Annotated in this window: 29 protein-coding genes; 19 read left to right on the top strand and 10 right to left on the bottom strand. The window is 40.1% G+C overall.

Going from position 1 to position 25369, the window contains the following annotated elements; all coding sequences use genetic code 11:
* Together LRP83_RS01730 and nuoN are read left to right on the top strand one after the other, a co-directional pair.
* Positions 1-1521, top strand: a complete 1521-nt coding sequence (locus LRP83_RS01730; RefSeq protein WP_230494944.1) for a complex I subunit 4 family protein — start codon at positions 1-3, stop codon at positions 1519-1521.
* A gap of 6 nt (positions 1522-1527) precedes the next feature.
* Positions 1528-3048 (top strand): NADH-quinone oxidoreductase subunit NuoN, encoded by a 1521-nt coding sequence (nuoN, locus tag LRP83_RS01725; protein ID WP_230494943.1) that lies wholly within the window; start codon positions 1528-1530, stop codon positions 3046-3048.
* 81 nt (positions 3049-3129) lie between these two features.
* On the opposite strand, the gene LRP83_RS23400 is transcribed toward nuoN, so the two are convergent.
* A complete protein-coding gene (locus LRP83_RS23400; RefSeq protein WP_494337128.1) occupies positions 3130-3234 on the bottom strand; it encodes a hypothetical protein in 105 nt (34 codons plus the stop codon).
* Positions 3235-3237: 3 nt separating this feature from the next.
* Here LRP83_RS23400 and LRP83_RS01720 point away from each other — a divergent pair, with 3 nt between their 5' ends.
* Positions 3238-3492, top strand: coding sequence for a DUF1146 family protein (locus LRP83_RS01720; protein ID WP_230494942.1), 255 nt, complete (start codon positions 3238-3240; stop codon positions 3490-3492).
* A gap of 217 nt (positions 3493-3709) precedes the next feature.
* Here LRP83_RS01720 and LRP83_RS01715 read toward each other — a convergent pair whose 3' ends face one another.
* Positions 3710-5227: a YifB family Mg chelatase-like AAA ATPase gene (locus tag LRP83_RS01715; protein WP_230494941.1), complete on the bottom strand. Its 1518-nt coding sequence runs from the start codon at positions 5225-5227 to the stop codon at positions 3710-3712.
* The gene (locus LRP83_RS01710) at positions 5218-5781 is read right to left on the bottom strand and encodes an REP-associated tyrosine transposase (RefSeq protein ID WP_230494940.1); all 564 of its coding nucleotides are present in this window, start codon (positions 5779-5781) and stop codon (positions 5218-5220) included. The genes LRP83_RS01715 and LRP83_RS01710 overlap by 10 nt, the downstream gene beginning before the upstream one ends.
* A gap of 328 nt (positions 5782-6109) precedes the next feature.
* On the opposite strand from LRP83_RS01710, the gene LRP83_RS01705 reads away from it, so the two are divergent.
* The 3 genes from LRP83_RS01705 to spoIID all read left to right on the top strand — a co-directional run bounded on the left by LRP83_RS01705 (position 6110) and on the right by spoIID (position 9507).
* A complete protein-coding gene (locus LRP83_RS01705) occupies positions 6110-6874 on the top strand; it encodes a YwmB family TATA-box binding protein (protein WP_230494939.1) in 765 nt (254 codons plus the stop codon).
* Positions 6875-6906: 32 nt separating this feature from the next.
* Positions 6907-8223, top strand: a complete 1317-nt coding sequence (murA, locus tag LRP83_RS01700) for a UDP-N-acetylglucosamine 1-carboxyvinyltransferase (protein ID WP_230494938.1) — start codon at positions 6907-6909, stop codon at positions 8221-8223.
* Between the two features lie 246 nt (positions 8224-8469).
* Positions 8470-9507 carry a stage II sporulation protein D gene (gene spoIID, locus LRP83_RS01695; protein WP_230494937.1) on the top strand — a complete coding sequence of 346 codons (1038 nt, stop codon included), beginning with the start codon at positions 8470-8472 and terminating at the stop codon, positions 9505-9507.
* Between the two features lie 84 nt (positions 9508-9591).
* Here spoIID and LRP83_RS01690 read toward each other — a convergent pair whose 3' ends face one another.
* Positions 9592-9975 carry a VanZ family protein gene (locus LRP83_RS01690; protein WP_230494936.1) on the bottom strand — a complete coding sequence of 128 codons (384 nt, stop codon included), beginning with the start codon at positions 9973-9975 and terminating at the stop codon, positions 9592-9594.
* Positions 9976-10111: 136 nt separating this feature from the next.
* Between LRP83_RS01690 and spoIIQ the strand changes: the two genes are divergently transcribed.
* From spoIIQ to LRP83_RS01675, 3 genes are all read left to right on the top strand, one after another.
* Positions 10112-11017, top strand: a complete 906-nt coding sequence (spoIIQ, locus tag LRP83_RS01685; RefSeq protein ID WP_230494935.1) for a stage II sporulation protein SpoIIQ — start codon at positions 10112-10114, stop codon at positions 11015-11017.
* Between the two features lie 699 nt (positions 11018-11716).
* Entirely contained in the window at positions 11717-13324 is a 1608-nt protein-coding gene (gene ggt / locus LRP83_RS01680) for a gamma-glutamyltransferase (RefSeq protein ID WP_230494934.1), read from the top strand.
* Between the two features lie 76 nt (positions 13325-13400).
* Complete coding sequence (locus LRP83_RS01675; protein WP_230494933.1) at positions 13401-13997, top strand: pyroglutamyl-peptidase I; 597 nt, start codon at positions 13401-13403, stop codon at positions 13995-13997.
* A 217-nt stretch (positions 13998-14214) separates the two neighbouring features.
* Here LRP83_RS01675 and LRP83_RS01670 read toward each other — a convergent pair whose 3' ends face one another.
* From LRP83_RS01670 to LRP83_RS01660, 3 genes are all read right to left on the bottom strand, one after another.
* On the bottom strand, positions 14215-15180 hold the full coding sequence (locus LRP83_RS01670) for a BsuPI-related putative proteinase inhibitor (protein WP_230494932.1): 966 nt from the start codon (positions 15178-15180) through the stop codon (positions 14215-14217).
* 158 nt (positions 15181-15338) lie between these two features.
* The gene (locus LRP83_RS01665) at positions 15339-15740 is read right to left on the bottom strand and encodes a hypothetical protein (protein WP_230494931.1); all 402 of its coding nucleotides are present in this window, start codon (positions 15738-15740) and stop codon (positions 15339-15341) included.
* Positions 15741-15946: 206 nt separating this feature from the next.
* Entirely contained in the window at positions 15947-16924 is a 978-nt protein-coding gene (locus LRP83_RS01660) for a LysM peptidoglycan-binding domain-containing protein (RefSeq protein WP_230494930.1), read from the bottom strand.
* A gap of 579 nt (positions 16925-17503) precedes the next feature.
* Between LRP83_RS01660 and spoIIID the strand changes: the two genes are divergently transcribed.
* The 4 genes from spoIIID to fabZ all read left to right on the top strand — a co-directional run bounded on the left by spoIIID (position 17504) and on the right by fabZ (position 20278).
* Complete coding sequence (spoIIID, locus tag LRP83_RS01655) at positions 17504-17770, top strand: sporulation transcriptional regulator SpoIIID (protein ID WP_253073887.1); 267 nt, start codon at positions 17504-17506, stop codon at positions 17768-17770.
* 245 nt (positions 17771-18015) lie between these two features.
* Complete coding sequence (locus LRP83_RS01650; protein ID WP_230494929.1) at positions 18016-19017, top strand: rod shape-determining protein; 1002 nt, start codon at positions 18016-18018, stop codon at positions 19015-19017.
* 320 nt (positions 19018-19337) lie between these two features.
* On the top strand, positions 19338-19715 hold the full coding sequence (locus LRP83_RS01645) for a DNA-directed RNA polymerase subunit beta (protein ID WP_230494928.1): 378 nt from the start codon (positions 19338-19340) through the stop codon (positions 19713-19715).
* Positions 19716-19855: 140 nt separating this feature from the next.
* Positions 19856-20278, top strand: a complete 423-nt coding sequence (fabZ, locus tag LRP83_RS01640; protein ID WP_230494927.1) for a 3-hydroxyacyl-ACP dehydratase FabZ — start codon at positions 19856-19858, stop codon at positions 20276-20278.
* Between the two features lie 111 nt (positions 20279-20389).
* Here fabZ and LRP83_RS01635 read toward each other — a convergent pair whose 3' ends face one another.
* A complete protein-coding gene (locus LRP83_RS01635; protein WP_230494926.1) occupies positions 20390-20899 on the bottom strand; it encodes a hemerythrin domain-containing protein in 510 nt (169 codons plus the stop codon).
* A gap of 355 nt (positions 20900-21254) precedes the next feature.
* On the opposite strand from LRP83_RS01635, the gene LRP83_RS01630 reads away from it, so the two are divergent.
* The 4 genes from LRP83_RS01630 (at position 21255) to LRP83_RS01615 (ending at position 22869) form a co-directional block, all read left to right on the top strand.
* A complete protein-coding gene (locus LRP83_RS01630) occupies positions 21255-21650 on the top strand; it encodes a hypothetical protein (RefSeq protein WP_230494925.1) in 396 nt (131 codons plus the stop codon).
* A gap of 170 nt (positions 21651-21820) precedes the next feature.
* On the top strand, positions 21821-22138 hold the full coding sequence (locus LRP83_RS01625; RefSeq protein WP_230494924.1) for a hypothetical protein: 318 nt from the start codon (positions 21821-21823) through the stop codon (positions 22136-22138).
* A gap of 177 nt (positions 22139-22315) precedes the next feature.
* Positions 22316-22702 (top strand): hypothetical protein, encoded by a 387-nt coding sequence (locus LRP83_RS01620; protein ID WP_230494923.1) that lies wholly within the window; start codon positions 22316-22318, stop codon positions 22700-22702.
* The gene (locus LRP83_RS01615) at positions 22702-22869 is read left to right on the top strand and encodes a hypothetical protein (protein WP_230494922.1); all 168 of its coding nucleotides are present in this window, start codon (positions 22702-22704) and stop codon (positions 22867-22869) included. Before LRP83_RS01620 ends, LRP83_RS01615 begins: the two co-directional genes overlap by 1 nt.
* Positions 22870-22926: 57 nt before the next feature.
* Here the strand turns inward: LRP83_RS01615 and LRP83_RS01610 are convergent, their stop codons facing one another.
* Positions 22927-23361: a YwpF-like family protein gene (locus LRP83_RS01610; RefSeq protein WP_230494921.1), complete on the bottom strand. Its 435-nt coding sequence runs from the start codon at positions 23359-23361 to the stop codon at positions 22927-22929.
* A gap of 410 nt (positions 23362-23771) precedes the next feature.
* Between LRP83_RS01610 and LRP83_RS01605 the strand changes: the two genes are divergently transcribed.
* Together LRP83_RS01605 and LRP83_RS01600 are read left to right on the top strand one after the other, a co-directional pair.
* The gene (locus LRP83_RS01605; RefSeq protein WP_290369480.1) at positions 23772-24272 is read left to right on the top strand and encodes a single-stranded DNA-binding protein; all 501 of its coding nucleotides are present in this window, start codon (positions 23772-23774) and stop codon (positions 24270-24272) included.
* Complete coding sequence (locus tag LRP83_RS01600; RefSeq protein ID WP_230494919.1) at positions 24241-24450, top strand: hypothetical protein; 210 nt, start codon at positions 24241-24243, stop codon at positions 24448-24450. The genes LRP83_RS01605 and LRP83_RS01600 overlap by 32 nt, the downstream gene beginning before the upstream one ends.
* Before the next feature lie 185 nt (positions 24451-24635).
* Here the strand turns inward: LRP83_RS01600 and LRP83_RS01595 are convergent, their stop codons facing one another.
* Entirely contained in the window at positions 24636-25256 is a 621-nt protein-coding gene (locus LRP83_RS01595; protein ID WP_230494918.1) for an NAD(P)-dependent oxidoreductase, read from the bottom strand.
* Between the last annotated feature and the right edge of the window lie 113 nt (positions 25257-25369).

Genomic DNA, 25369 nt, shown 5'->3' with positions numbered 1-25369 from the left:
ATGGATCTTTCATACGTTCTAACCTTATTAGTATTCTTCCCTGTTTTAGGTATGGTCGTGTTAGCGTTTATTCCTAACACACAGGAAAAAACAATTAAGCTAGTGGGCTTTTTAGCAACATTACCAACGTTATTATTGTCACTGGCTGTTTACTTCCATTATCTAGCTGGAAAAAGCTTAGAGGATTTCTCGGTAATGAAGCATTGGATTCAATTTGGCGGCTTCGGAGAAATGGATAAAAACTTCTTTGCGGTACATTACGAATTAGGTCTAGATGGCTTTTCAATGATTATGGTGTTATTAACCTCGATCATTGCAACGCTTGCTGCAGTGGCGTCTATTCATATTAAAAAAGAATGGAAAGGCTACTTTATGCTGTTCTTACTTTTAGAAGTAGGGATGCTTGGAGTATTTGCTGCTGAAAACTTAATTCTATTCTTTATATTCTTTGAGATTACGTTAATCCCAATGTTCTTCTTAATCGGAAAATGGGGTTATTTTGAAAAAGAAAGAGCAGCTTATAGCTTCTTAATCTATAACGGATTAGGTTCTGCGGTTCTATTAATTGTGATTATGGTGTTATTCGCTCGCACTGGAACATCAAATATTGATGTACTGGCGCAAATCGTGAATAATCCAGATCAACAAATGATGGCGCCAATCTCAGATACAATGAAATTTGGCTTACTTTTTGCCTTACTTGTAGCCTTTGGCGTTAAGCTACCTATTTTCCCATTGCATACATGGATGCTACGCGTTCACGTTCAAGCACCACCATCGATTGTAATGCTGCACTCTGGTATTCTTTTAAAAATTGGTGCCTTCGGTTTAATCCGATTTGGGATGGGAATTTTTCCAGAACAATTTAAAACATTAGGACTGTTGCTAGCTATTTTAGGAGTTATCAACCTTTTATATGGTGCATTTTTAGCATTTGTTCAGAAGGATTTCAAAATGGTGTTAGCGTACTCGTCGATTTCTCACATGGGAATCGTGTTAATCGGACTTGGTGCGATGAACGAGGCAGGAATTCAAGGAGCGATTTTCCAAGTCGTTTCTCACGGTTTAATTTCCGCTTTATTGTTCTTCCTTGTTAGTGTGTTCTATGAGCGCACAGATACAACATTATTAGAGAACCTTGGTGGAATCGCAAAAGGAATGCCGATTGCGGCTGGATTTTTACTAGCTGGCGCAATGGCTTCACTTGGTTTGCCAGGTATGTCTGGATTTGTCAGTGAATTTATGGCGTTCTTAGGATTATTTGAAGAGATGCCATGGGTTGCCGCGGTTGGAGCGATTGGGATTATTATGACAGCCGTCTATTTATTACGTGCCGTATTAGGGATTACATTCGGAAAATCACACCGCGAGTTTACTGGGATTACAGATTTGAGAAAAGTAGAATGGGTACCAGTTATCACGTTAATGGCATTGATTGTATTAATTGGTGTCTATCCAAGTGTGTTAAGCGAACCGCTTAAAACGACATTAGATGCAATTATGCTAGGGTTAGGAGGGTGATGAAGGATGGAGCTTGAGCAATTACTAGACTTTAAATGGAGCATCATGACACCTGAGTTCATCATCCTAGGTGTAGCGACATTATTATCAATATTAGATTTATTTATGCCAAAGTCGATGGATCGTAAAATTCTAGGTTGGATTGGGGTTGCAGGGATTGCAGCAGCGACAGTTTCGCTTGCAGGTTTCATTGACGAGCCTGTAACATCCATCCTGTTTGATACCTTCCGACTGGATTCTTTTGCGAAAGCATTTAAATTTATTCTCTTAATCGGCTCGCTATTTGTTTTATTATTGGCGATTAGCTTTGAGAAAAAAGATGGCTTGGCAGAATTTGCAGGAGAATTTTATTACTTATTTTTAACAGCGTTGCTTGGAGCAATGTTTATGGCTTCTTCAGGTGACTTAATCACGTTATTTATTGGTTTAGAATTATTAACAATTTCTTCTTGGGTTTTAGTAGGAGTTACGAAGCGCAACAAGAAGTCGAACGAATCTGCGATGAAATATGTGATCAACGGTGGAATTTCAACCGCAATCACGCTATTCGGATTAAGTTATATTTACGGTTTAACAGGAACAACGAATATTAAAGATATGTCAGGTACGTTAATGACCATGGGAGGTTCGCAGAATCAGCTTTATTTACTAGCGATTGCGTTTTTCATGACATTAGTGGGACTTTCCTTCAAGCTTGCAACAGCGCCTTTCCATATGTGGGCACCGGATGTATATGAAGGAGCACCAACACCTGTAACAGCTTTCCTAAGCATTGTTTCTAAAACAGCTGGATTTGTGATTATTGTCCGGATTTTTGTATCCATATTCGGCTCTGTGCCAGCAACTGGAGCACAAGATGCGTTACCGATGTTGTTACATTTACAAGATTATATCGGCTTCTTAGCAGGAGCAACGATGATAATCGGAAATGTCATCGCGTTGCGCCAGCGCAATATTAAAAGAATGTTTGCTTACTCAAGTATTGCCCATGCAGGTTATATTTTAGTAGCATTCACAAGCATGAGCTATTTCACTTTTGATGCTATTTGGTTTTACTTATTAGCGTATTTGTTCATGAACGTTGGAGCATTCGCGATTATCCAATTAGTTGGCGCAAAAGCGGGCTCAGACGATATCAGTGCGTATGCAGGTCTTTACCGTCGCGCTCCGATTTTAGCCGTGACATTTGCGGTGTTAATTCTTTCATTAGCAGGGATTCCTGGAACAGCAGGCTTCATCGGAAAATTAAACATTTTCATGGGTGCCTTTGCAACAGAACCAGCTCATTACGTGTTAGCATCGATCTTGATTGCAACTTCAGTAGTTTCTTATTTCTATTATTTTGGCATCATGACACAAATGTTCTTCCGTCCAGCTGCTGATGATAGCAAATTTAACATCCCAGTGGCGTTATTGGTTGTTTTAATCGGAAGTGTCGTTGGAACGATTGCATTAGGTATCTTACCTAACATCGCATTTGACTTCTTACACGATAATTTTATGCAGTTTAAGGACTTTTTACAGTAATCGTTTTTGGCTTTAATGGGAGAAATGGAAGGTCTATTCAAAGGGGATATATATAAATATGCTGGGTACGGTTCTGGCATATTAAATAGTTTTTGGTTTTGGGAAGGAAGGAGATAGGGGCTCCTTCCTTTTTTTATGTGATAAAATAATGATTATATAAGAGAGAGTGGAGGCTGGGTTAACAATATTATGATACCTTCAATAGTAGGATCAAATTCATTAATGAGCATTTTCATAAATTTAATTTGTATTGCACTTTCGTGGTGGGCACTCCAAGCCATCCGTCTAGACAAGCTACTAAAACCAAACAAAATCAATCAGTCAAGAGTACTATACATACTACTATCCATCGCACTCGGATCATTAGTAAGCAACTTCTTACTAGACTACCTACTCTGGTCACGCCAGCTACCCCTTATCCTGGAGATAGTAGTGTTGGTTTAGTGCTTTAAAGGGATGGGGGACAGTCCCCGAGTGTTGTACCGCGTTAAAGCAGTGGGGGACAGTCCCCGAGTGTTGTACCGCGTTAAAGCAGTGAGGGACAGTCCCCGAGTGCTGTGCAGCGTTAAAGCAGTGAGGGACAGTCCCCGAGTGTTGTACCGCGTTAAAGCAGTGAGGGACTGTCCCCGAGTGCTGTGCAGCTTTAAAGCGTTGGGGATTTTTAGAATTCGGTTAGTCTTAGTTGGATGGCTTCTTGGATGGATTGGTTTGTGATGTTATTTTCGTTTGCAAGATCTGATATGGTTCGTGCTACTCTTAATATTTTTATTTGAGCTCGGGTGCTTAGATGATGATTCATGGCGAATTTTTGTAAATCTCTTTCTTGTTTTTTGCTAATGGGGGAAGTTTCAAGAAGCCTTTCGCTCGAAATGTAGGAGTTGAGTGCATGGTGTCCATAGCGCTGGAATTGTCTTTCACGCGCCTTTATGACGCGTTTTTTAATGCTATTAGAACTTTCTTGGGTTTTCGTCCTTTCTTTTTCTAAATCAACAGATTTCATTTGTAGAAAAATATCTAATCGGTCCAAGATGGGGCCAGAAATTTTCCGCCGATAAGCAAGGATTTGTTTCGGTGTACACAAACAAAACTGATTTAATGAATTTCTATAGCCACATGGGCAGGGATTTAATGCTGCTATTAATATAAATCTAGCTGGATAAGAAACAGTGGAGAGTGCTCGACTAATCGTTACTTTCCCACTTTCTAACGGCTGCCTTAACATATCTAACGCTTTTTTTGTGAACTCTGCCATTTCATCTAGAAATAAAACACCATTATGTGCTAAGGATATTTCTCCAGGTTTTGGATTTGATCCTCCCCCAATTAGTGACACCGCAGAGGATGAATGATGTGGCTGCCTAAATGGTGGTGTAGTTAAAGCAGGTTCTGCCGATACAGCTGCTAATTGATAAAGGCTTAATACCTCAAGCCTTTGTTCTGGGGTAAGTGGAGGGAGAATGGTAGAGAAATTTTCAGCTAATAAACTTTTTCCACAACCAGGTGGTCCAAACATTAAGACATTATGACCACCTGCAGCTGCAATTTCTAACGCTCGCTTTGTATTAACGTGACCTATAATAGAAGAAAAATCTAATTGTTGTCTGTTTTCGGTAAGAAATCCTTCATTATTATTGGATAAAGGTAATATTGGTCTCTGGTCTATTTTTTCTCCAGAAAGAATTTGAATGGTTTCTTCAAAGTTTGATACAAAAATAATTTCGACACCATTTAGTTCAAAGCCAGCCAAGCTTGGATGGGAAGGGCAAATGATCTTTTTTATGCCAAGTTGTTTAGCCGCCAAGAGAGCAGGTAGAATTCCTTCAATTGGTTGGATTGTGCCGTCAAGCGATAAAGCACCTAAATAGGCAGTATCAATTGGAGGGTTTATGGGGTACAGCCCTAATTCAATTACAATACCAATCGCCATGGCTAAATCAAAAAACGGGCCATTCTTTTTTTGCTCAGATGGAGAAAGGTTTACGAAGATTTTCTTTTCATGTAAGTTTGAATTTTTAAGTGAAAATAATGTTGCCATCACTCTTTGTTTCGATTCCTTAACAGACAGGTCTGGCAAACCAACAATTGTAAATGATCCTAAACCATTGATTGCCTTCACTTCTACATGAACAATATACCCAGTCATTCCACGCAAGCCGATACTTTTCATGACTACCGACATGGGATTTCCTCCTTTTTAGGATTTGGAGCAAACAAAAACGCAAGGTAATTTTCTAACTGTGGCTCTTGAAATTGAGAAAGTATTTTTACTGAGGTTACTAAAGGATTGGATAGGGAGGAAAAGTAGGAAGTATAACTACTCCATGGATAATCTTCTAGCTTTGTAACGATGTTAGCTTCAAGAGGATTTAGATGAATATACCTATTTGCATTAAGGAAATAGCTGCGATCTTCTATCATTTTTGCGTCATAGCGCCCTTGAAAAACATGCCCATTCACCTCATAACGATTATTAAAATACATGGCATACTTAGTATTAATATATCTCATGATGTCTGTGAGTGGATTTTTGTGAGTTTCAATGAGGAGATGAACGTGATTACACATAAGACAGTAGGCATGGAGTGAAAAAGGGTATAATTCTTTCGATTCTGCGATGAGTGTTAAGTATTTTTGATGGTCCTTTCGATCATCGAAAATAGTTGCTTGTTTATTACCTCTACATGTGACATGGTACATTGCACCAGGAAACCAAGCTCGATGTTTTCTTGGCATAAAAAAACCTCCTTAAATTCTATTCACTCCAAATATTCGACCACCAAAACAAAATCCCTTCAAAAAAAACAAAAAATAGGACTTCATACATGTTTCCTAAACCAACTCATTTAAGTAATATGTATAAGGGAATAAATTAATTGTCCATCCGCTTTACCACATCACCGTGAGTGGGGACAGTCCCTCGGTGCTTTAAAGCTGTACCGTGAGTGGGGACAGTCCCCCAGCCCTTTAAAGCGGTAAAGTTTTTGTCATAAAGTGACGAGAATTCCCATGTATGCTCTCTCTATCCTTGGAAAGAATGGTAGTAAGGGGAGAGTGATTAGAGATGAAGAGAACGGTTGTTTTGTTAGTGATTTTAGGTGTTGTTGGTTTTGTTTTTTTGCAATTTGGGAATAGAACGATTATTGCGAGTATGGGCGATAAGGAAAATAGTAGTAATGAGCTTATGACAATCGCTTCGGTTCTGGATAAGGAACAGGTTTCTATTCAAGAATGGGCTGTTCATTCTCGTGAACATCTTGCTTCTTTTACAAATAACGAAGACGTGCAACGATACCAAGCAAAGCTAATGAAAGATTTCCCTAATTGGGACTGGACTATTCATCAGGACAATGGTAAATGGGAGGCCATTGCCACACAAACTTCCAACGAAATAAATGAAACCATTCAAATTATGGCTACCCTCACAAATGAACAATTTCATTCGTATCTCGTATATGAGGTAAAAGGAACAAAATGGAACGAGCAGACGAGTGTCTTTTTTCAGAATAAATGGAATACGAGATTATCCGCCATATTTCGCGGAAATCCAACAAGTTTCTCTTGTATGAAGGCAGATATCAGTGATAAGATTGATACGTCTTTGAGCGAAACAGAAGTAAATCACTGGCTAAAAGCCTTCGAAGCTAAAGAGATAGAATCACTTCATGAATCTGCGTTTGTTTCCATTTCGGCCTCTTCGCCATTATTTGCTGAGACTATTCAAACAAAAGATTACAAAATGAATTTACAGTTAGCTATGAGATCAAACGGATTGGGCGCTAAGACTACCCTTGTAGTTGGCACACCAATCATCACGATTGAATATTAATATAGAGAAATTGGACGCGGAGGGGAATACACTTGGAAAAAATCATTGTCCGCGGCGGACAGCGTTTAAACGGTACAGTCAAGGTTGAAGGAGCAAAGAACGCCGTTTTACCTGTTCTGGCTGCAACATTATTAGCAAGTGAAGGGAAAAGCATAATTAAAAACGTGCCGACTCTCTCCGATGTATATACGATCAATGAAGTATTAAGATACCTAAACGCCAATGTGGAGTTTAATAATAATCAAGTTGTTGTAGATGCATCCAAAGAGTTAAAAGTAGAAGCACCATTTGAATATGTACGTAAAATGAGAGCTTCTGTACTAGTTATGGGTTCTTTATTAGCGCGAAATGGTCGTGCTCGTGTTGCTTTACCAGGAGGTTGTGCGATTGGATCTCGTCCGATTGATCAACATTTAAAAGGTTTTGAGGCAATGGGCGCTACAGTCAAGGTTGGTAACGGATTTATTGAGGCAGAAGCCACAAATGGTCGATTACACGGGGCGAAAATTTATTTAGATTTTCCAAGTGTAGGAGCCACAGAAAATATTATGATGGCGGCTAGCCTCGCAAAAGGAACGACCATCCTTGAAAACGTTGCGAAAGAACCGGAAATTGTTGACTTAGCCAATTTCCTAAATAGCATGGGTGCAAATGTCCGTGGTGCTGGTACTGGAACCATTCGTATTGAAGGCGTTGATCGTTTATATGGAGTCGAGCATGACATTATTCCTGACCGTATAGAAGCAGGAACCTTTATGGTCGCTGCTGCGATTACACAAGGAAATGTATTAGTTCAAGGAGCTGTCCCAGAGCATCTTTCTTCTTTAATTGCAAAAATGGAAGAAATGGGCGTTATGATTATCGACGAGGAAGATGGTATACGTGTGATCGGACCTGAAAAACTAAAGGCCGTTGACATTAAGACGATGCCTCATCCAGGTTTCCCAACAGATATGCAATCTCAAATGATGGCACTTTTATTACGTGCTCAAGGTACAAGTATGATTACAGAAACTGTATTTGAAAATCGCTTCATGCACGTGGAAGAATTCCGTCGTATGAATGCCGATATTAAAATTGAAGGTCGTTCTGTCATTTTATCTGGACCTGCTGACCTACAAGGAGCAGAAGTGTCTGCAACCGATTTACGTGCTGCAGCATCATTAGTTCTTACAGGATTAGTTGCAGATGGCGTGACACGCGTGACCGAGTTGAAACATCTAGACCGTGGATATGTAAACTTCCATGAAAAATTAGCTAGCATTGGAGCCGATATCGAACGCGTCAAAGATTACGATGCAATCAATATCGATGCTGATCAAAAAATCATTTCCGACTTAAACGCTTAATAGTAATTAGAAGAATGCTCTGCCAACTAACGTGGGCAGGGCTTTTTTGTGGGTTGATTTTCTCTTAGGTGACTTTAACGCAGTAAAGGGGTGGGGGACTGTCCCTCACTCCTTTACTGCGTTAAAGTCACGAAATTTGGCTACTTTTTTGAAAACTTATCATAAATGCTTGTTTACCTCCATAAAAATGAAAAGAGAGCTAGCCTAGTGGCTATTTGTTATTACTTCAAATGGAGGATCGATATCATGAAAAACTTCAAACCTTTCTTCGTCCTAGCAGCAGTCCTATTTACGATCACTTTATTGATTCCAGCGCTACTTGTTTTACCGTTTTCTGATGGTAAGGCAAGTGGGGAATTAGGAGAAAATCTGCATTCTTCTGGTCCTGAATCGGTTCCAGTAGATAGTAGCCAGCTTGAATCTTCCGTTGAAGTAGCTGTCTATCGTATGTCCAAAAAACAAATTGATGAAATACCACTTGAGCGTTATGTGGTGGGAGTGGTAGCTTCGGAAATGCCAGCTGATTTCGAATTAGAGGCATTAAAAGCACAGGCTTTAACAGCAAGAACTTATATTGTTAGACAATTGACGAGTAGTAATCAGTTGGGCATTCCTCAAGGGGCCAATGTCACCGATACGGAAACGCATCAAGTATATAAAAGTGAAGAGGACTTAAAGAAAATTTGGAAACCAAAGGATTATGAGTGGAAGTTGAGAAAAGTCCAAGAGGCAGTTATCGCAACGAAAGGGCAAATATTAACGTATGATGGAACACCTATTGATTCAACATTTTTCTCAACGAGCAATGGCTATACGGAAAACTCTGAGGATTACTGGTCGAATAGTTACCCGTATTTGCGCAGTGTAGAAAGTCCATGGGATGTGACGGAATCACCAAAATTCAATAATCAAGTCATTATGACGGTTTCTGAGTTTGAAGGAAAACTCGGGGTTAAAATAACGGGAAATGAAATTGGTGTCATTACGGAAAGAACGGAAGGAAATCGTGTAGCTAAGGTGAATATCAACGGTAAAACATTAAGTGGTAAGGATATTCGTGAAAAGCTAGATCTAAAATCATCGGATTTCTCATGGATTAAGAAAGGTAATCAAATTATCATCAGCACAAAGGGCAACGGCCACGGAGTTGGTATGAGCCAATACGGCGCAAACGGCATGGCGAAAGAAGGCAAATCCTACGACCAAATCGTCAAGCATTATTACCAGGGAGTTACAATAAGTCCGGCTGAAAAACATTTAACGACTATTACGGCGAAGAAATAAATGCTTTAACGCGAAAAACGCGCGGCGGGACAGTCCCCCGGCGCGTTTCTGCGTTAAAGCAGGTGGGGACAGTCCGCACCTACTTTAACGTGGTGAAGTGCTAAGCCTTTTTCGGATGATGTAGTATGCGATGGTTACTCCTGTGATGTCTTTGACAAGGTCTATGAGGGTGGCTGAGCGGTAGGGGACGAAGGATTGATGTAGTTCGTCGGTGAATCCGTACAAGGCCGCTATGACCGCAAATAAGAGATTAGTGGTTGGTGTCAATTTTTTATTATAATAAGCAGCCAAAACAAATAGAAGGTACAGAATCGCGAATTCGACTAGATGTAGGGATTCCTTGATAAAGCGATCAACGGATGAATTAGGTAGCTCCACATAAGCATTATGCGGTTGGCTAGACATTTTCCAAATTAACATCATATATAGCAGCGGTAAAACCCATAAAATCCTTCGTAAAAGCTTCAAACCAAAAACCTCCAACTTTTTTTAAAAATCATGCATAAAAGAAAAACATTTGTCGAAAAATAAGTGTAAAAAAATTTTTAGATAATTGTATATAATCACCAAAATGCGTTAAGACTGATTGCTGAGGTGATGGAAAATGAGAGAGGAAGAAAAAAAACGTACTTCTCAAGAATCTAGTTTTAAGCGCTTTTTCAAAAAGCGTTGGGCATTTCCAGCAATTTATATCGCAAGTGCAGCCATTATTTTAACAGCAGTTCTTTGGTACCAAACGAGCAACACAAATGTTGCAAAGGACAACAAGTATGATTATAACGCAACTGACATTGCAGGTAAAAATAATAACCCTCCTGCGATTGAGGTTAACAGCGCGTTAGAAAACATCAAGTGGCCATTGGCAAATTTCGAAACGGCATCGATCCAAAAACCATTTTACGATGTAAATGGCTCAGATGCTGAACAGGAAGCGGCTTTAGTCGAATACGGTAATTCCTACCAACCTAATACGGGCGTAGATATCACACTTGGTAATGGCGAGACTTTCGATGTTCTTGCAGCTCTAAGTGGTACCGTAATCAAGGTGTCAGCGGAAGATACTATTTTAGGAAATGCTATTGTCATTCAGCATGATAACAATGTTGTCACTCAATATCAATCTGTAAAAGATATTAAAGTTGTAGAAGGTGACAAAGTTAAACAAGGACAACCTATTGCCAAGGCTGGGCAAAGTTTGTTAAATGAAGAAGCTGGAGTACATGTTCACTTTGAAATTCGCAAAGATAGCACCCCTGTCAACCCAATTTCATTCTTCGATAAGCCAGTAAGTTCAGTAATGGTAGAAACACCTGCTGCTAAAGAAGACAAGGCTGTTGAAGAGCAAACAAGTCCAGAAGGAACAACTGAAACGGACGATTCTGTTGATACCAACAAGAATGCTGAAGGTACAGGTACTCCTGAAGAGGACAAAAAAGATGAAGGCGACAAGACTGATAAAAAAGCAGACGAAAACGCTGACAGTATTAAGTCCAAAACGAATCCTTCTTAATCATTGAACGAAACGATACAAAGAGTGAGTGCAAATTTATAGGCACTTGCTCTTTTTTTGTTTGTTTGGGGGGGTTGTGCTGTGAGAAGTGGTTGCGTGCTTGAAACCTGATGGTTGAGAGGGAGTTAATGTGCTTGTGTTGCGAACGCGAAAGCTGGTTAAAAGGGGGAGGACGTGTTCGTGAGAAGGTCTCGCGAACGCGAAACATGTTCAAAAGGGAGAAGAAGTGTCCGCGAGAAGGTCTCGCGAACGCGAAACATGTTCAAAAGGGAGAAGAAGTGTTCGCGAGCAGGTCTCGCGAACGCGAAAGCTGGTTAAAAGGGGGAGGACGTGTTCGTGAGAAGGTCTCGCGAACGCGAAAGCTGGTTAAAAGGGGGAGGACGTGTTCGTGAGAAGGTCTCGCGAACGCGAAACCTGTTCAAAGGGGAGAAGAAGTGTCCGCGAGAAGGTCTCGCGAACGCGAAACCTCCCCAAAAGAGGGAAGAAGTGTCCGCGAGAGGGTCTCGCGTGCCCGAAACCCTCCCCAAAAGAGCAAATCGGTAACGCAAGCGCCCCTCCAGCATGCCCCAAGATCCTCGCAAACCCAAAAACCCCCAAAAAAAGAGCAATCAAATCCCTTTTCAAAATTTTTAGACAACAATAACCCCCATTTGGTATAATTATTTCGAGAAACGAAGAGAAAAAAGGGGGAACTCAAATATGCCTTATTATACATATCCTTATGCTTCACAACGCACGGCGACGGTTGCGCGCAACGGAATGGTTGCCACCTCACAGCCTCTAGCGGCTCAAGCTGGCTTAGATATTTTAAAGAAGGGTGGAAATGCTATTGACGCTGCCATCGCCACAGCGGCCTGTCTGACGGTCGTAGAGCCGACCTCCAATGGAATCGGTGGGGATGCTTTTGCGCTTGTTTGGACGAAGGACAAGCAGCTACATGGTTTAAACGCAAGTGGACCGGCGCCAAAGAGCATTTCGATTGAAAAATTAAAGAACCAAGGGCACGAGAAAATGCCAGTTACCGGCTGGATCCCAGTTACAGTACCAGGTGTGCCTGCCGCATGGGCAGCACTTTCTGAACGCTTCGGCCGCCTACCTTTAACCGAAGTCCTAAAGCCAGCGATTGAGTACGCTCGAAATGGCTATCCACTCTCGCCGACGTTAAGCAAATATTGGAAGCGTGCCTATACAGCTTACAAGCAACGTCTTCAAGGTCCAGAATTCGAAGAATGGTTCCGTGTTTTTGCACCAAACGGTAAAGCACCGGAAATAGGTGAAATCTGGAGCTCGGAGGATCATGCGAACACTTTACAGGAAATCGCAGAAACAAAGGCGGAGAGCTTCTATCGTGGCAACCTTGCTGAAAAAATCGCGGCAGCGTCTACGTCGGCTGGCGGATTTTTACAAAAAGAAGATCTTGAAAGCTATCAACCAGAGTGGGTCGACCCGATTTCGGTTAACTACAAAGGCTATGACATTTGGGAAATTCCTCCGAATGGGCAAGGGCTTGTGGCGTTGATGGCATTAAATATTTTAAAAAATGATCAGTTTACGCATCGGGAAGATGTTCGCACGGTCCATCTTCAGCTTGAAGCGATGAAGCAAGCGTTCACGGACGGCAAGGAATACATTACCGATCCAAACATGATGAAAACGCGTGTGGCCGATCTTTTATCAGAAGAGTACGGCAAACAATGTCGTGACCAAATTGGCGAAACTGCTCGCGTACCTGAGCCAGGCTCCCTTCCTAAGGGTGGAACGGTTTATTTATCGACAGCTGACGGTGAAGGCAACATGGTTTCTTTTATCCAAAGTAATTATATGGGCTTCGGGTCAGGGATTGTGGTGCCAGGTACGGGGATTGGCATGCAAAACCGTGGGCATGATTTCTCGCTGGATCCTGAACACCAAAATGCGCTTCAGCCAGGAAAGAAGACGTACCACACGATTATTCCTGGGTTCATGACGAAGGACGGTCAGGCAGTAGGGCCATTTGGGGTTATGGGTGGCTATATGCAGCCGCAAGGACATTTCCAAGTAGCGATGAATATGATAGATTTCGGCTTAAATCCACAGGCCGCTTTAGATGCACCAAGATGGCAATGGATTGAAGGGAAGAAGATAGAAGTGGAGCATTCGTTCCCAAATCACATTATCGGGCAGCTTGTTCAAAAAGGACATCAAATCTCGGTATCCCATGATTCTGGTGGGTTTGGTAGAGGTCAAGTGATTATGCGTAATCCTGAAACAGGCGTATTAATTGGGGGTACGGAACACCGGACGGATGGTAGTATTGCTTGCTACTAGTTTGGAATTACTTTTTTAAAAAAGATGAAAGTCAGTCCAAAGCGGCTGGCTTTTGTCAAAGAGAGGACTAATAACGATGAAAAAACTATTACTAACTGGCTTTGAGCCGTTTTTAGGATTTCCGATCAATCCTACTGAAGCGATTGTGAAAGAACTAGATGGTCAGGAAATAGGGGGCTACCGTGTCCACGGCTTGCTACTACCAGTAGATTACGAGACTGCAGGACCAAAAATTTTACAAGAGATAGCTGATGTTCAGCCTGATGCGGTGATTGCCTTGGGGTTAGCGGCAGGTCGCACCTCTATCACGCCAGAACGAATCGCAATCAATTGTCGCGATGGTGAGGCGGATAATAATGGAAGAGCTCTTCAGGACGCTCCGGTTGTAGAAAATGGACCAGATGGTTATTTTTCAACTCTACCGATTCGGAAAATGGTAGAGGTATTAAACGAATTAGGCTACCCAGCTCGAATTTCGAATAGCGCTGGAACCTACTTATGCAACAATATCATGTATACCGTTTTGCATGCAGCGGGAGACATTAAAAATGCAGGCTTTGTCCATATACCTGCATCCCACGAGCTAGCAGCAGCCTCAAAGAGAGAAATGGCGAGCTGGTCTCAGAGAGATCTAACAGCTGCTATTGTAAAAATAATAGGGACACTAGAATAATAGATATATCCAAAAGAAGCAGTCCTTTTAAAAGGGCTGCTTCTTTAAAACTATTTCCTATAAATAAAATATTTCCCGAGAAATTTGTCGATTTAAAGCGCTTTAACGCATCAACGCACCGGGGGACAGTCCCCCAGTGCTTTAACGTATTAACGCACCCGGGGACTGTCCCTCAATGCGTTAGTGCGTTAATCCGTTTAAGCTGCAAGTTTATTTTTTATTTTACTTCAAATTCTACTTTTGTTTTCGCGTCTGGCCAGTTGCTGTCTATTAGCCAGATTTCTAGTTCGTATTTGCCCGGTTTTAGGTTGAGGAATTCGCCAGTGTAGGTTAGTTCTTCGCCTTGTTTTAATATGGTTTCTTTGTAGAGCATGATCCACCTTTTGTTATCCGTATATTGCTCGATTTTCTTGCCGTCCTTTTTCAGGATGTAGTCAAATTGGCTAGCGCTTATGTTGACGATTTGCTCTTTTTCTGTTTGGTTTTTTACGGTAAAGGTCCAGCGGTAATCATCTTCCGTGTTGGCTTTGACAGCTAATTTAGGTTCCATGCTACCCTCCCAGATTCCTTTATTGGAATCGACGTACTTAGAAAGCTCATAAAGGCTGTAAACAAGATGGGATCGGGTTGCCATTTTTCGATAATCTTCCTCACCGCTTAAGAAATTTTCTGTTAAAACGGCAGCCATATACCCTTGTGCCCAGTTGCTAGCAGGGAGCCAAATAGATGCGTATTCATCGACATTAAGTTCCGCTGCTTTGACCAATACTTGGGCCACTTCTTCAATGGTCATCTTTTTATTTGGATGGAATTTTCTATTGTTGTCAGTGTCCATCCAACCTTGTAAAGTAACTGCTAGTATTTCATCCTTTGCCCAATGCTTCGTGGTGTCCGTTAACGGGGCAATTTTGACAAGCGGCTTTTCGAGCTTAAAAAGACGATACAGGCTAACTGCAAGTTCAGCGCGAGTTAGCTCTTTGTCAAAATGCGCCAAACCGTCGGGCTTTCCTTTTAAAACCCCTTTTTTCTTTAAAAACGAATACTTATCCTCTAAGGACAATTTTTGATTAGTAATTTCAAACTGACTAATTTCTTTGGTTGAATGATTCCCATCTACACTAGCAAGAGTAGAGGTGGGAACGAGTAAAACAAAAGCTGAAAATAAAATTAACCATTTTTTCATCTTACTTCACCTCCGTATTTTCAACTTAATAGACGAGGTCGTTTGGAAATGGTTACAACTTGTTGTGGGAAAATATTCAACAATTTTCGTGAAGGGATTTTTTGAAGTCTTTTAAAATTTGAATCCCTTTGTTCCATGATTAATAGCATTGGTTATGGCTACCTTTTTTCAATCGCCATACGCAAGTTCGAGAGGATACCGAGAAGCAATACAAACGAACAAACCATTTTTTCAAAAGGTGTTCCTAACAATTGTTGTATATACCCAATCGACCAAAGAACAACAAAAAACCACAATACAACGGTAGTTCCTCTTTTGAATTTATTTAATAAATTTCCACCAACTAATAGAGTAAAAACTCCTCCAATAATAGAGATTATGATATTGATAATAGAAATGGGTAACTGAGTAGCGAAAGATTCCGACCGTCCACCATTAACCCATGTTAATGGAATAATGCCGCTAATAATAAGAATATGGATTAAGATGGTCAAGGAGTAAAAGCATATTCCCATTAAGATAGCCGTTATTAATTTAATTCTTCTAAGTTTTTCTAACATTTTTCACCTCATTTCTTCCGTTATCAATTTATTTAACCTTGTAATGTTCTATACCATTATCTTTTGCGGAATCGCCAGGTTGCTCTTTTTAAAATCAATCTGTATTCAGTTCATTGATAGTAAGATGACGAAAAAGGTACCATTTTTTCTTATACTAAAAAAAGAAGTGCCAGTTCCCCGAGATATGTCGGACTGGCACTTCTTTTTTATTTTAGTAAAAAGCTAATTAAAGCCCCATTTTTAAAAGTAATAAACACTTCTTGACCAATTAATTGCTGAAGTTTGGCAGCCGCTCCTTTGGCCACTTTCAATGGAACAGGATGATTTTGTACGGTAAACTCAACTGTCCGGCTATCTGCAGCACCAACAACCACTGCAGCCTCAAATCGCTTTTGACCGGGAATAAAAAGCTTCTGGCCGACAAGTACTTCCTCTACAGCCAATTGATTTACCTTTTTTAAGGTAGAAAAAGGCACATCAAACCGCTTTGAAATACTCCATAATGTATCACCTGCAGCTACTGTGTAGAACTCGGTGATTCCCATTTCCGCTTGTGGAGTGTGAATTGGCAGGTGTGCATTCTCCGGAACAGTGAGAGTTTGCCCAATCTTAATGGTATTGGACTTAAGTCCATTGTGTTTTTTTAATTCTTCCACACTTATATGGTGTCGCTTCGCGATGGAATGTAAAGTATCGCTCTTCATTACCTCATAAGTACCTTTTTCTGAAAAAGCAATCTTTAGCTTTTGCCCGATGTAAATGTGGTTATTTTTCAAACCGTTTTCTTTTACTAAATGGTCGATGCTAATTTGATAGTGTTTAGAAATTGAATAAACCGTTTCTCCCTTTTTCACGATATGATCAGTCTGAGGAGTAGGTCGGTTTGGAATGATTAGCTTTTGCCCGGTTTTAATCTTATCTTCCTTTAGTGAATTAACCGCCTTGATTTCATCCACACTAGAATTGAATTTTTTGGAAAGTCCATAAAGCGTGTCGTTTTGTTGCACCGTATACTTTTCTTCAAACGCTCGTGCTTTAATTTTGTCTCCACTCCAATAAACAGCGGTTACCAGAACGATTGTGAAAACCGCAGCAAATAAAGCTGCAAATAATCGTCTCCTAAAAGTGTGCGTCCGGCGATCTTTAATTCTCTCTTTACGTGGCCGTGTCACCAGTAGACCCATGAAAATATCCCCCAATTATATATGTATATTTCAATCAATACAAAATTCGACAAACAAAGTCTATTTATGTCATAAGAAGAAAAATTTTCTCATTAATTTAGCGCACCACCGTGATGGGGGACAGTCCCCCGGCGCTTTAAAGCGGGAATTGATTGGGGGACAGTCCCCCAGTGCTTTAATGCGGGAACTTGCCGGGGGACTGTCCCTCATCACTTTACTGCGTTAAAGGAAATCACCTATTTCTCCTTTGTTTTTGTCCAATTTTCAAAAAACTTTGGTTTATCCTTGTCCCTATTGTGTTTTTCTTGCATATAAATCGAACCAAGCTAATAAGATGTTACAAACCTTACAATGAGAGGTTTGAGGTGAGGGGTCGTTTGTAGAGAGCGGACATTTAGTTGAGGATATGATTATACATGGCAAAATCGGGAATGTGGTGATGTTGGCCACATCTGGCGCATGCGCAAATTGGTGGTTTTTTTTTCAAAAAAAGCATGTGGAAAAGGCAGTAGGACGTCGAAGCGAAAAGCGAGTCTCATTTCACACTTCTTAAGATCCGAAATTAGGGAGGGCGAGAGTGTGCACGATTACATCAAAGAGAGAACTATCAAGATTGGAAAGTATATCGTGGAGACGAAAAAAACAGTTCGCACGATTGCGAAGGAGTTTGGCGTATCCAAAAGTACAGTCCATAAAGATTTAACGGAAAGGCTTCCTGAAATTAATCCCGAACTTGCAAATGAAGTAAAGGAAATTCTAGATTATCATAAATCGATTCGGCATTTACGTGGTGGCGAAGCGACGAAACTAAAGTATCGTCGAGAAGAGAAGGAAGAGGTCAAATAATTGAAATTTTCCTTTAAAACCACTTTTTAGACAAATTTCAACAATATTTATCAAATGATTATGGTATTCCTCCTGATTATGATAAAATATTCAATTAGAGTAATCACTGGTTCGTCTAGACTAATTAACCATTTTTAATGGTGCATATATTTTTAACATCTTTGTCGGAAACTATCGTTAAAGTTAATGTTTTCGAGAAATCTTTGCGCTACTAGACAACCCGTTCCAAGGAGGAAAGAAAGACAATGTTTGCTAGGGATATCGGTATTGATTTAGGAACTGCGAACGTGCTGATCCATGTAAAGGGTCGTGGAATCGTATTAAACGAGCCATCCGTTGTGGCAATTGATAAAAATACAAATAGAGTGCTAGCTGTTGGAGAAGAGGCTCGCCGCATGGTGGGACGTACTCCGGGTAACATCGTTGTCTATCGTCCATTAAAGGATGGCGTTATCGCTGACTTTGATGTAACCGAAGCGATGTTAAAGCATTTTATTAACAAATTGAATGTGAAAGGCTTTCTATCTAAGCCGCGCATTTTGATCTGTTGTCCAACAAATATTACAAGCGTCGAGCAAAAGGCGATTAAAGAAGCGGCTGAAAAAAGCGGTGGGAAAAAGATTTATTTAGAAGAAGAGCCAAAGGTTGCGGCTATTGGTGCTGGGATGGAGATTTTCCAACCGAGCGGAAATATGGTCGTGGACATTGGAGGAGGGACAACGGATATTGCGGTCCTATCAATGGGCGATATCGTAACGTCCTCCTCCATCAAAATGGCTGGCGACAAGTTCGATATGGAAATATTGAATTACATTAAGCGTGAATACAAGCTTTTAATTGGTGAAAGAACATCTGAGGATATTAAAATGAAAATCGCAACTGTATTCCCAGGCGGGCGTAACGAGGAAATGGATATTCGTGGCCGTGACATGGTTAGTGGCCTTCCTCGTACACTCACTGTTCGTTCAGCAGAAATTGAACAAGCCCTTCATGAATCCGTTGCGGTTATTGTACAAGCTGCGAAAAGTGTTCTTGAACGGACTCCACCAGAATTATCAGCGGACATTATTGACCGTGGCGTGATTTTAACAGGTGGGGGAGCATTGCTGCATGGCATTGATCAGCTTCTATCTGATGAATTAAGAGTTCCTGTGTTGATTGCAGAAAATCCAATGGACTGTGTAGCAATTGGAACGGGGATCATGCTAGATAACATCGACCGATTGCCGAATAGACGATTGGGATAAAAAAGAAAGGATGGCGCTTAACATGAGTGCCATCTTTTTTATTTTTGTAGAAGGTGGTAGAGTGCTTCTGTTAAAAATGCAAAATTTATGGAGGAAATGTAAAAAGTCGGAATTAAATGTGAGTTGGTCGGAATTTTTTAGAAAAAGAAGAGTCGGAATAAACGATGAATAAGTCGGAATTAATTTAAACCAGGATATTTAATATTAAAAAAGAGGTAACAATTTGGTGAAAAGGATGAACCAGCGTCCTTTTTTACAAAAATTGACGAGTTTCGGCAAAAAGTTGATGTGGAATGTGGAATTATTTCTTATAATAGATTATGTATGTGTTCGTTAAACGAACATTTTTTAAAATAAAGATGGATATCCTAAATACACTAGGTTTCGAAGTGGACGGATTTTTTAAAAGGAGTTACGAAACAATGACATTAGATCAAAAACAGGTGAGGACCCGCGAGGAACTGAAAAAAGTACGCGCACAGGAAAAGCAGATTGAGACGATGCGCGATAGACGGAAAAAAATTCGCGTCCGTCTTATACCGGTTTGGGTAAAAGTCGCCATTGTTATCTTCCTCACTATCGCTAGTATGCTAGTTGGAACCGTTGTCGGCTACGGTGTTATCGGAAACGGTAAGCCATCAGAGGCGCTTCAAAAGGGAACGTGGACGCATATTATGGATATTATTAATAAAAAGTAAAGAAGGGCTGGAGCACCCACCCTTCTTTTTTATGCTCAGAATTGCCTCCTTAGTGGTCCAGCTTCTACTTACATGCTTGCTAATTTTACTATCATTTTAGTACAATAAAATAAACCCTACTATTAGGAGGAGGTACTAAAATGCTAGACATTAATCAAATAAAAGAAATTATCCCTCATCGATATCCATTTTTGTTAGTTGATAAAATTTTAGAGGTTGAGGAAGGGCAAAGAGCAGTTGGAATCAAGAACGTTACCGCAAATGAAGAGTTTTTCAATGGTCACTTTCCAGATTACCCTGTTATGCCAGGTGTTTTAGTCGTCGAGGCATTGGCTCAGGTTGGTGCTGTTGCCATGCTAATGAAAGAAGAAAACAAAGGACGCCTAGCTTTCTTCACCGGCATCGACAACTGCCGCATACGTGGACAAGTTAAACCAGGCGATCAACTACGCCTTGAAGTCGAAATGACAAGAGTCCGCAGCTCCATGGGCAAAGGAAAAGGAATCGCCACCGTCGACGGCGAAATCGTCTGCGAAACAGAAATCATGTTCGCTTTAAAATAGCACCGCAGTAAAGCATGTGGGGACAGTCCCCACATGCTTTACCGCTTTAAAGTCTCGAGGGACAGTCCCTCAGTAATTTACCGCATTAACGTATTAGGGTGTGGTGATGTTTTATTGCATCTGAAACTGTTGTTGGAGTTCCTTTTTTTCGTCGGCCGAAAGGATTTGCTCTGCTAACGGAAATAATACTTTTTCTTCTTTAGCGAAGTGTTGCGTTAAGGTTGCATGAGCTTGGACGGCGTAGACGGTTATGGCTTGAGCATCGTGTTCACTCAAAGTCGCCCCCGCTCGAACCGCTTCGGTTAAAAAGTCCTGTAGGTGTTGCTCGGCCTTTTCATGTTCAAATTCCATATTTTCGATTGTTCTGTCATTTTCTCCAAGACACCGGGCCATCATAGGGAACAACCCCTCATCCTCACGTTTGGAATGAGCCTTCAGCTTTTTCGTGAATGCCGAAACCTGATTGTACAATTTCGAAAATAGTAAAACCACAGTAGGACCCGAATCCGATTCTATCTCTTCAGATATTTCATAAAAAAGATTCATATCTGCCCGAAGAGACACATGCTCATCCTTTAATTGTTGTAGCGGAGTACATAATTCAACCTTTGGAGCTTCCATCGTCAATCCCTCCATTATTCCCTCACCATCCATCTCCAGAATCATACTTCCCTGATGGTTTATAAATTCTTCCTAAAGCATACGCCAAAAGTGCTGATTATTTTGTGATGACAATCACAGAAAACCAATAGGCTCAAGACTATTGAATAGGTCATGAACCAATAAAAGTAAAGGTGAAAATCAACACTATTTTTTTTATATCAGTAACATCTTTTTAAAAAAATTTTTAAAATAATGCAATATAGAAAGAGTTTTGGGCATTATAACAACAGACCGTTGGTTAAGTAAGTTTTTAGGAATAATCATTTCAATTTTGAAAGGGGCTTAAAAGATGAGTAAAAAGCTTTTGACGTTGATGGGTGGAACACTTATTTCTGGTATGATGTTAGTTGGGTGTGGGGTAAATGATAATAATAATCAAAATCCACCACCTGAAGATGTTGATGTCCATGATGATTTAAATAATAATGGCGATAGAGTTGATGATGACGATAACGATATCGAAAGAGATTTAGACATGGATAATGATAATGACTTAAATAATAATCGTACTAACGGGATGAACGGAACAAACGGAACTACTGGAACTGATATGAACGGTACGAATGGAACGGGCACCAACGGAACAAATGGCATCAACGGCACCAACGGTACTACAGGTAACGGAATGAATGGTACAACTGGTAACGGCACAGGAACAAATGGAAATACAGATTTACTTGATGAGAATAAAAAAAATAATGGTAAATAAATTTTAGTGATATGAGCTGGGTTAGAATCCCACTACATATTGTCTTAATGCACTGAAATCTTTCAGTGCATTTTTATTTTTCATAAGGTGCAAGAAATTCTCATTTTGGGGAAACATAACTGCAGACCCATGTATCAGGTCCAATTTTAATAATAGAAGGGAGCTTTTCTATGAGCAAAAGGCTATTAACTTTAATTGGTGGTTTCGCTTTAGCTGCAATGCTGCTAGGTGGATGTGCAACAAATAATAATCAGAATCCGCCTCCAGAGGATGTTAAAAATGGGGTAGTAGACCACAACGATTTGAATAATAATGATAATAATATTGGCAATGACATAGAAGATCAAATAACAAACGACACTTACCCAGAAAGTGAAGATATTAATACAGATCACGACAAGGATCCAGCAAAGGACAATAATACTCCTCAGGAAGATGTAATTGAGGACGATATTGATGTAAGAGATAAAGATAATAAGGATGAATAATGTTTTTATTAAGGACAGGTGTGAAAACCTGTCCTTTTGCTAATGGAAAGCTTAAAAATAGTAATATGTTAGTTGAAAAGTTACTAATATTGCTTAACTTTTTTGTATCTTGTCTATTATTTGTGGTAACATGATTGACAGGGTAGAGATAAAGTTTGGGAGGTTACTTTTACAACAATGTTTAAAGATCTTTCACCAGGCATTAAAATAAGCATTACGCGCTCAATCACAACAGCGTTTGAACAATATATGAACCGTATTGACTGGAACGAATCGAAAATGGATTTGTCGGCCTTTATTGCGGATTGGCGTGATTACATTCAAAATCAAGCTTCTTGGTTTGATAAGTTAGAATCAGATATAAAAAATAATCCCCTTTTCCATGAGGAATTGGCGGCAAAAATTAATGAAACAATCGAAAAAATCCTATCCGAGGAACCGACAGAGGCTCAAATGGATGAAATTGATGCCTTGCAAAAGGAAGTTCGGGAAGAATACGACTATTCCTGCAAAACTGAAGCCAAATATGTAATTGAAAAACTAAAAAAAAAGCAGAGCAATTAATGCCTGCTTCTGAAATAGATCTAAAGCTTGCAGCGATGCTCTATTTTCAGATTTTTGAGGTAGAATTTCCGGAACGGAATTACAATCAGCAGGATATTGAATACATTATTCAAGAGCTTATTAGTCATCCTGATAAAAATGTATTTAATAGTAGTGTGCTTCATTAAAAACTCCGAATGGGGGCAGTTGACATGTGGATTTGTCAACTGCTCCCATTTGGAGTTTTATTTTTTTACCTCATCAAGTAAAGGCTTAGTTTTCATTTTTTCTTTAAATTCCACCATTAACGCATTACCGTCAAGGCCTTTTTGGAGTAAATGGTCAAGTAGAGTCTCGGCATAATTATTTCTTTGCCGCTTTAGCTTGCCTTCAAATAAAACGCTTGTATGACTTCCCAATTGTTTAACCGAGCAAACCCTTGTCACGAAAGTAGCAGGGTCATTATCCTTTTTTGTAATGATAGCTTTTACAAAGAGGTCCTGTTTACTAGCATAGGCTTTTTGAAAAAAGGCAAGATGAGAATGGTCAGCCGTATAAGCCTCAAGCAGCCAGCTGTTTTGATCATCTTCTCTGTTAATAATCAACCCGTCCTCTAAAACAACATCCACCAAAGTAGCATCCTCAACAATTTGTAACGAAATCAACTTAAAGGTCTTCACACAAATCCACCCCTTCGCAATCGTTGCTTTGCCGACATTATAACACACCACCAAAACGAAAACGAAATGAATTCACCCATAAAAACCAACAATAGCTTTAATGCACTAAAGTGATGGGGGACAGTCCCCGGTTGCTTTAACGCTGTAAAGTACCTGGGGACTGTCCCCGATTGCTTTAAAGGGGTAAAGTCTTGTTGGCGAGTTATAGCGACTTGTGTTTGTCGAAAAAATTTTGTCGTTTTTGCTAATTTTTTGTATTTTTGAATTATTGGGGTTGGTTTTTGGTCTCGATATGGAAAATAGTGCTATTTCTGGGCAAAAAACACGTTCAAAAGTGTTTTTTGTTGATTTTACGTGTGGAAATGAAACGGATATGATAGAAACATCAAATGGAGAGGAGATAGGGAATGATTAATCAAGTAACGCTTGTGGGACGTTTAACGAAGGATCCTGAGTTAAGGATCACGCCTGAAGGAACACCAGTTGTAAATTTAACGTTGGCCGTCAACCGCCAGTTTAAGAATCAGAATGGAGATTATGAGACTGATTTTGTACATTGCACGATTTGGAGAAAAACAGCCGAAAATACAGCGAATTATTGTCGCAAAGGATCGGTCCTTGGGGTTACAGGTAAAATTCACACTCGGAATTATCAAAACCAAGATGGAAAAAAGGTTTATGTAACAGAGGTTGTAGCGGAGAATGTTCAATTTTTAAGTCGTCGACCGGCGAATGATGAGCAGCAATCTTCTGTTAATCCACGCCCCTCGGCACAAACACAACCCCCAACTGACCGAAGGGATTGGGAACCGTCCAATACTAATATGAACTCTTCGTCGCAGAGTATGAACATTCCACCTAAAGAAAAGGAGGATGCCAATGCCGCAGTTACAGCAAGAGGAATCTTCTAGTAGATTAGAAAATCTTTTAGGAAGTTTAATTAAGATGGTTGGAAAAACGAATGAGAGGGTGGATAGTCTCGATAAACGAATTAATCAAATGGAGTGGGCGATGCGTGAAACCCATATGCTAACACAGGAAAAGGGTGGCAAGAGTTTATACGCCTACATTAGTCCGAAGAAAAATTAGTAAGCAACTCATGACTCTCCCCATATAAAGAAAAAACCATCCCCAAAGTATCCCCAAACCTCGGCAACTATTGCGAAGAGCTAGTCTGGATAATCAGCGGCTCAAAAATAGACTGCCTCTTTTTTTAAAAGGTTTTCTCTATAGTCTTGTTTCTAAATGTAAATACTGTTTGTTTCTTATAATCTCTAGTAGGCGATACCTACACGTGATTTTATATAATCGCTTGTTTTTATCAGGCTAAATGCAAATTCTGCAGTATCTGGTACGGATATTTCAACTCCATCCTCAGGCAAAAAATTCCGTTCAATTCGATATTTTCCTACCCTTTCTCCATCCGGCAAGTAAGTAGGACAGACAATCGTCCAATCGAGGGCTGATTGTTTAAGCGTAGTGTAAACTATATGATGTTCTTGCGCTGCACGAGTTGACTTACGTTTTGATTCACTTGACTGATAACGGAGTACAGTTGGCGTAGTTCTACTTTGTAAGATCCCCGCAGTTCCTATCGTAATAATTCGTTGTATACCTTCGTTTTCCATTGCTTTGATAATTAGCTGCATACTTTCTGATAGAGTGTTTGTGCCATCAGTATTTAGTGCACTAATAACTACATCAATCCCATGCATGGCACGTACGATATCAGCTTTATTTAAAACATTCCCTTGAATAATGGTTAGATTTTCACTATGTATTTGAATCTTCTCTGGAGTGCGAACTAATACAGTAACATGATGTCTATCATGAAGGGCATAAGTTACTAGTTGACTTCCAACTCGTCCAGTTGCACCTAAAATTAAAATATTCATAAGAATGAGCCTCCTTTTTAAATAATTTTATTTTACTTTAAGCTTTTGCTAAATTAGGCCCTTTTTATGAAAAGTTAGATTATATTTCACAAAAACGAAACCACATAAATAAA

This window comes from Pseudoneobacillus rhizosphaerae, from assembly GCF_917563885.1.
GTDB classification, from domain to species: Bacteria; Bacillota; Bacilli; order Bacillales; family Cytobacillaceae; genus Pseudoneobacillus; species Pseudoneobacillus rhizosphaerae.
Note: the sequence above shows the minus strand (reverse complement) of the source record. Positions and strands in the feature narration are given on the sequence as shown.

Coding starts and splice junctions, on each gene's coding strand:
- LRP83_RS01675 (WP_230494933.1), top strand. CDS start 13,401: ATGAAAAAACTATTACTAACTGGCTTTGAGCCGTTTTTAGGATTTCCG.
- LRP83_RS01635 (WP_230494926.1), bottom strand. CDS start 20,899: ATGGAAGCTCCAAAGGTTGAATTATGTACTCCGCTACAACAATTAAAG.
- spoIIQ (WP_230494935.1), top strand. CDS start 10,112: ATGAGAGAGGAAGAAAAAAAACGTACTTCTCAAGAATCTAGTTTTAAG.
- LRP83_RS01620 (WP_230494923.1), top strand. CDS start 22,316: ATGTTTAAAGATCTTTCACCAGGCATTAAAATAAGCATTACGCGCTCA.
- LRP83_RS01705 (WP_230494939.1), top strand. CDS start 6,110: ATGAAGAGAACGGTTGTTTTGTTAGTGATTTTAGGTGTTGTTGGTTTT.
- LRP83_RS01600 (WP_230494919.1), top strand. CDS start 24,241: ATGCCGCAGTTACAGCAAGAGGAATCTTCTAGTAGATTAGAAAATCTT.
- spoIID (WP_230494937.1), top strand. CDS start 8,470: ATGAAAAACTTCAAACCTTTCTTCGTCCTAGCAGCAGTCCTATTTACG.
- LRP83_RS01730 (WP_230494944.1), top strand. CDS start 1: ATGGATCTTTCATACGTTCTAACCTTATTAGTATTCTTCCCTGTTTTA.
- LRP83_RS01670 (WP_230494932.1), bottom strand. CDS start 15,180: ATGAAAAAATGGTTAATTTTATTTTCAGCTTTTGTTTTACTCGTTCCC.
- LRP83_RS01720 (WP_230494942.1), top strand. CDS start 3,238: ATGATACCTTCAATAGTAGGATCAAATTCATTAATGAGCATTTTCATA.
- LRP83_RS01630 (WP_230494925.1), top strand. CDS start 21,255: ATGGGTGGAACACTTATTTCTGGTATGATGTTAGTTGGGTGTGGGGTA.
- LRP83_RS01710 (WP_230494940.1), bottom strand. CDS start 5,781: ATGCCAAGAAAACATCGAGCTTGGTTTCCTGGTGCAATGTACCATGTC.
- LRP83_RS01595 (WP_230494918.1), bottom strand. CDS start 25,256: ATGAATATTTTAATTTTAGGTGCAACTGGACGAGTTGGAAGTCAACTA.
- LRP83_RS01625 (WP_230494924.1), top strand. CDS start 21,821: ATGAGCAAAAGGCTATTAACTTTAATTGGTGGTTTCGCTTTAGCTGCA.
- LRP83_RS01665 (WP_230494931.1), bottom strand. CDS start 15,740: ATGTTAGAAAAACTTAGAAGAATTAAATTAATAACGGCTATCTTAATG.
- LRP83_RS01660 (WP_230494930.1), bottom strand. CDS start 16,924: ATGGGTCTACTGGTGACACGGCCACGTAAAGAGAGAATTAAAGATCGC.
- nuoN (WP_230494943.1), top strand. CDS start 1,528: ATGGAGCTTGAGCAATTACTAGACTTTAAATGGAGCATCATGACACCT.
- LRP83_RS01645 (WP_230494928.1), top strand. CDS start 19,338: ATGTATGTGTTCGTTAAACGAACATTTTTTAAAATAAAGATGGATATC.
- fabZ (WP_230494927.1), top strand. CDS start 19,856: ATGCTAGACATTAATCAAATAAAAGAAATTATCCCTCATCGATATCCA.
- ggt (WP_230494934.1), top strand. CDS start 11,717: ATGCCTTATTATACATATCCTTATGCTTCACAACGCACGGCGACGGTT.
- LRP83_RS01650 (WP_230494929.1), top strand. CDS start 18,016: ATGTTTGCTAGGGATATCGGTATTGATTTAGGAACTGCGAACGTGCTG.
- LRP83_RS01615 (WP_230494922.1), top strand. CDS start 22,702: ATGCCTGCTTCTGAAATAGATCTAAAGCTTGCAGCGATGCTCTATTTT.
- LRP83_RS01715 (WP_230494941.1), bottom strand. CDS start 5,227: ATGTCGGTAGTCATGAAAAGTATCGGCTTGCGTGGAATGACTGGGTAT.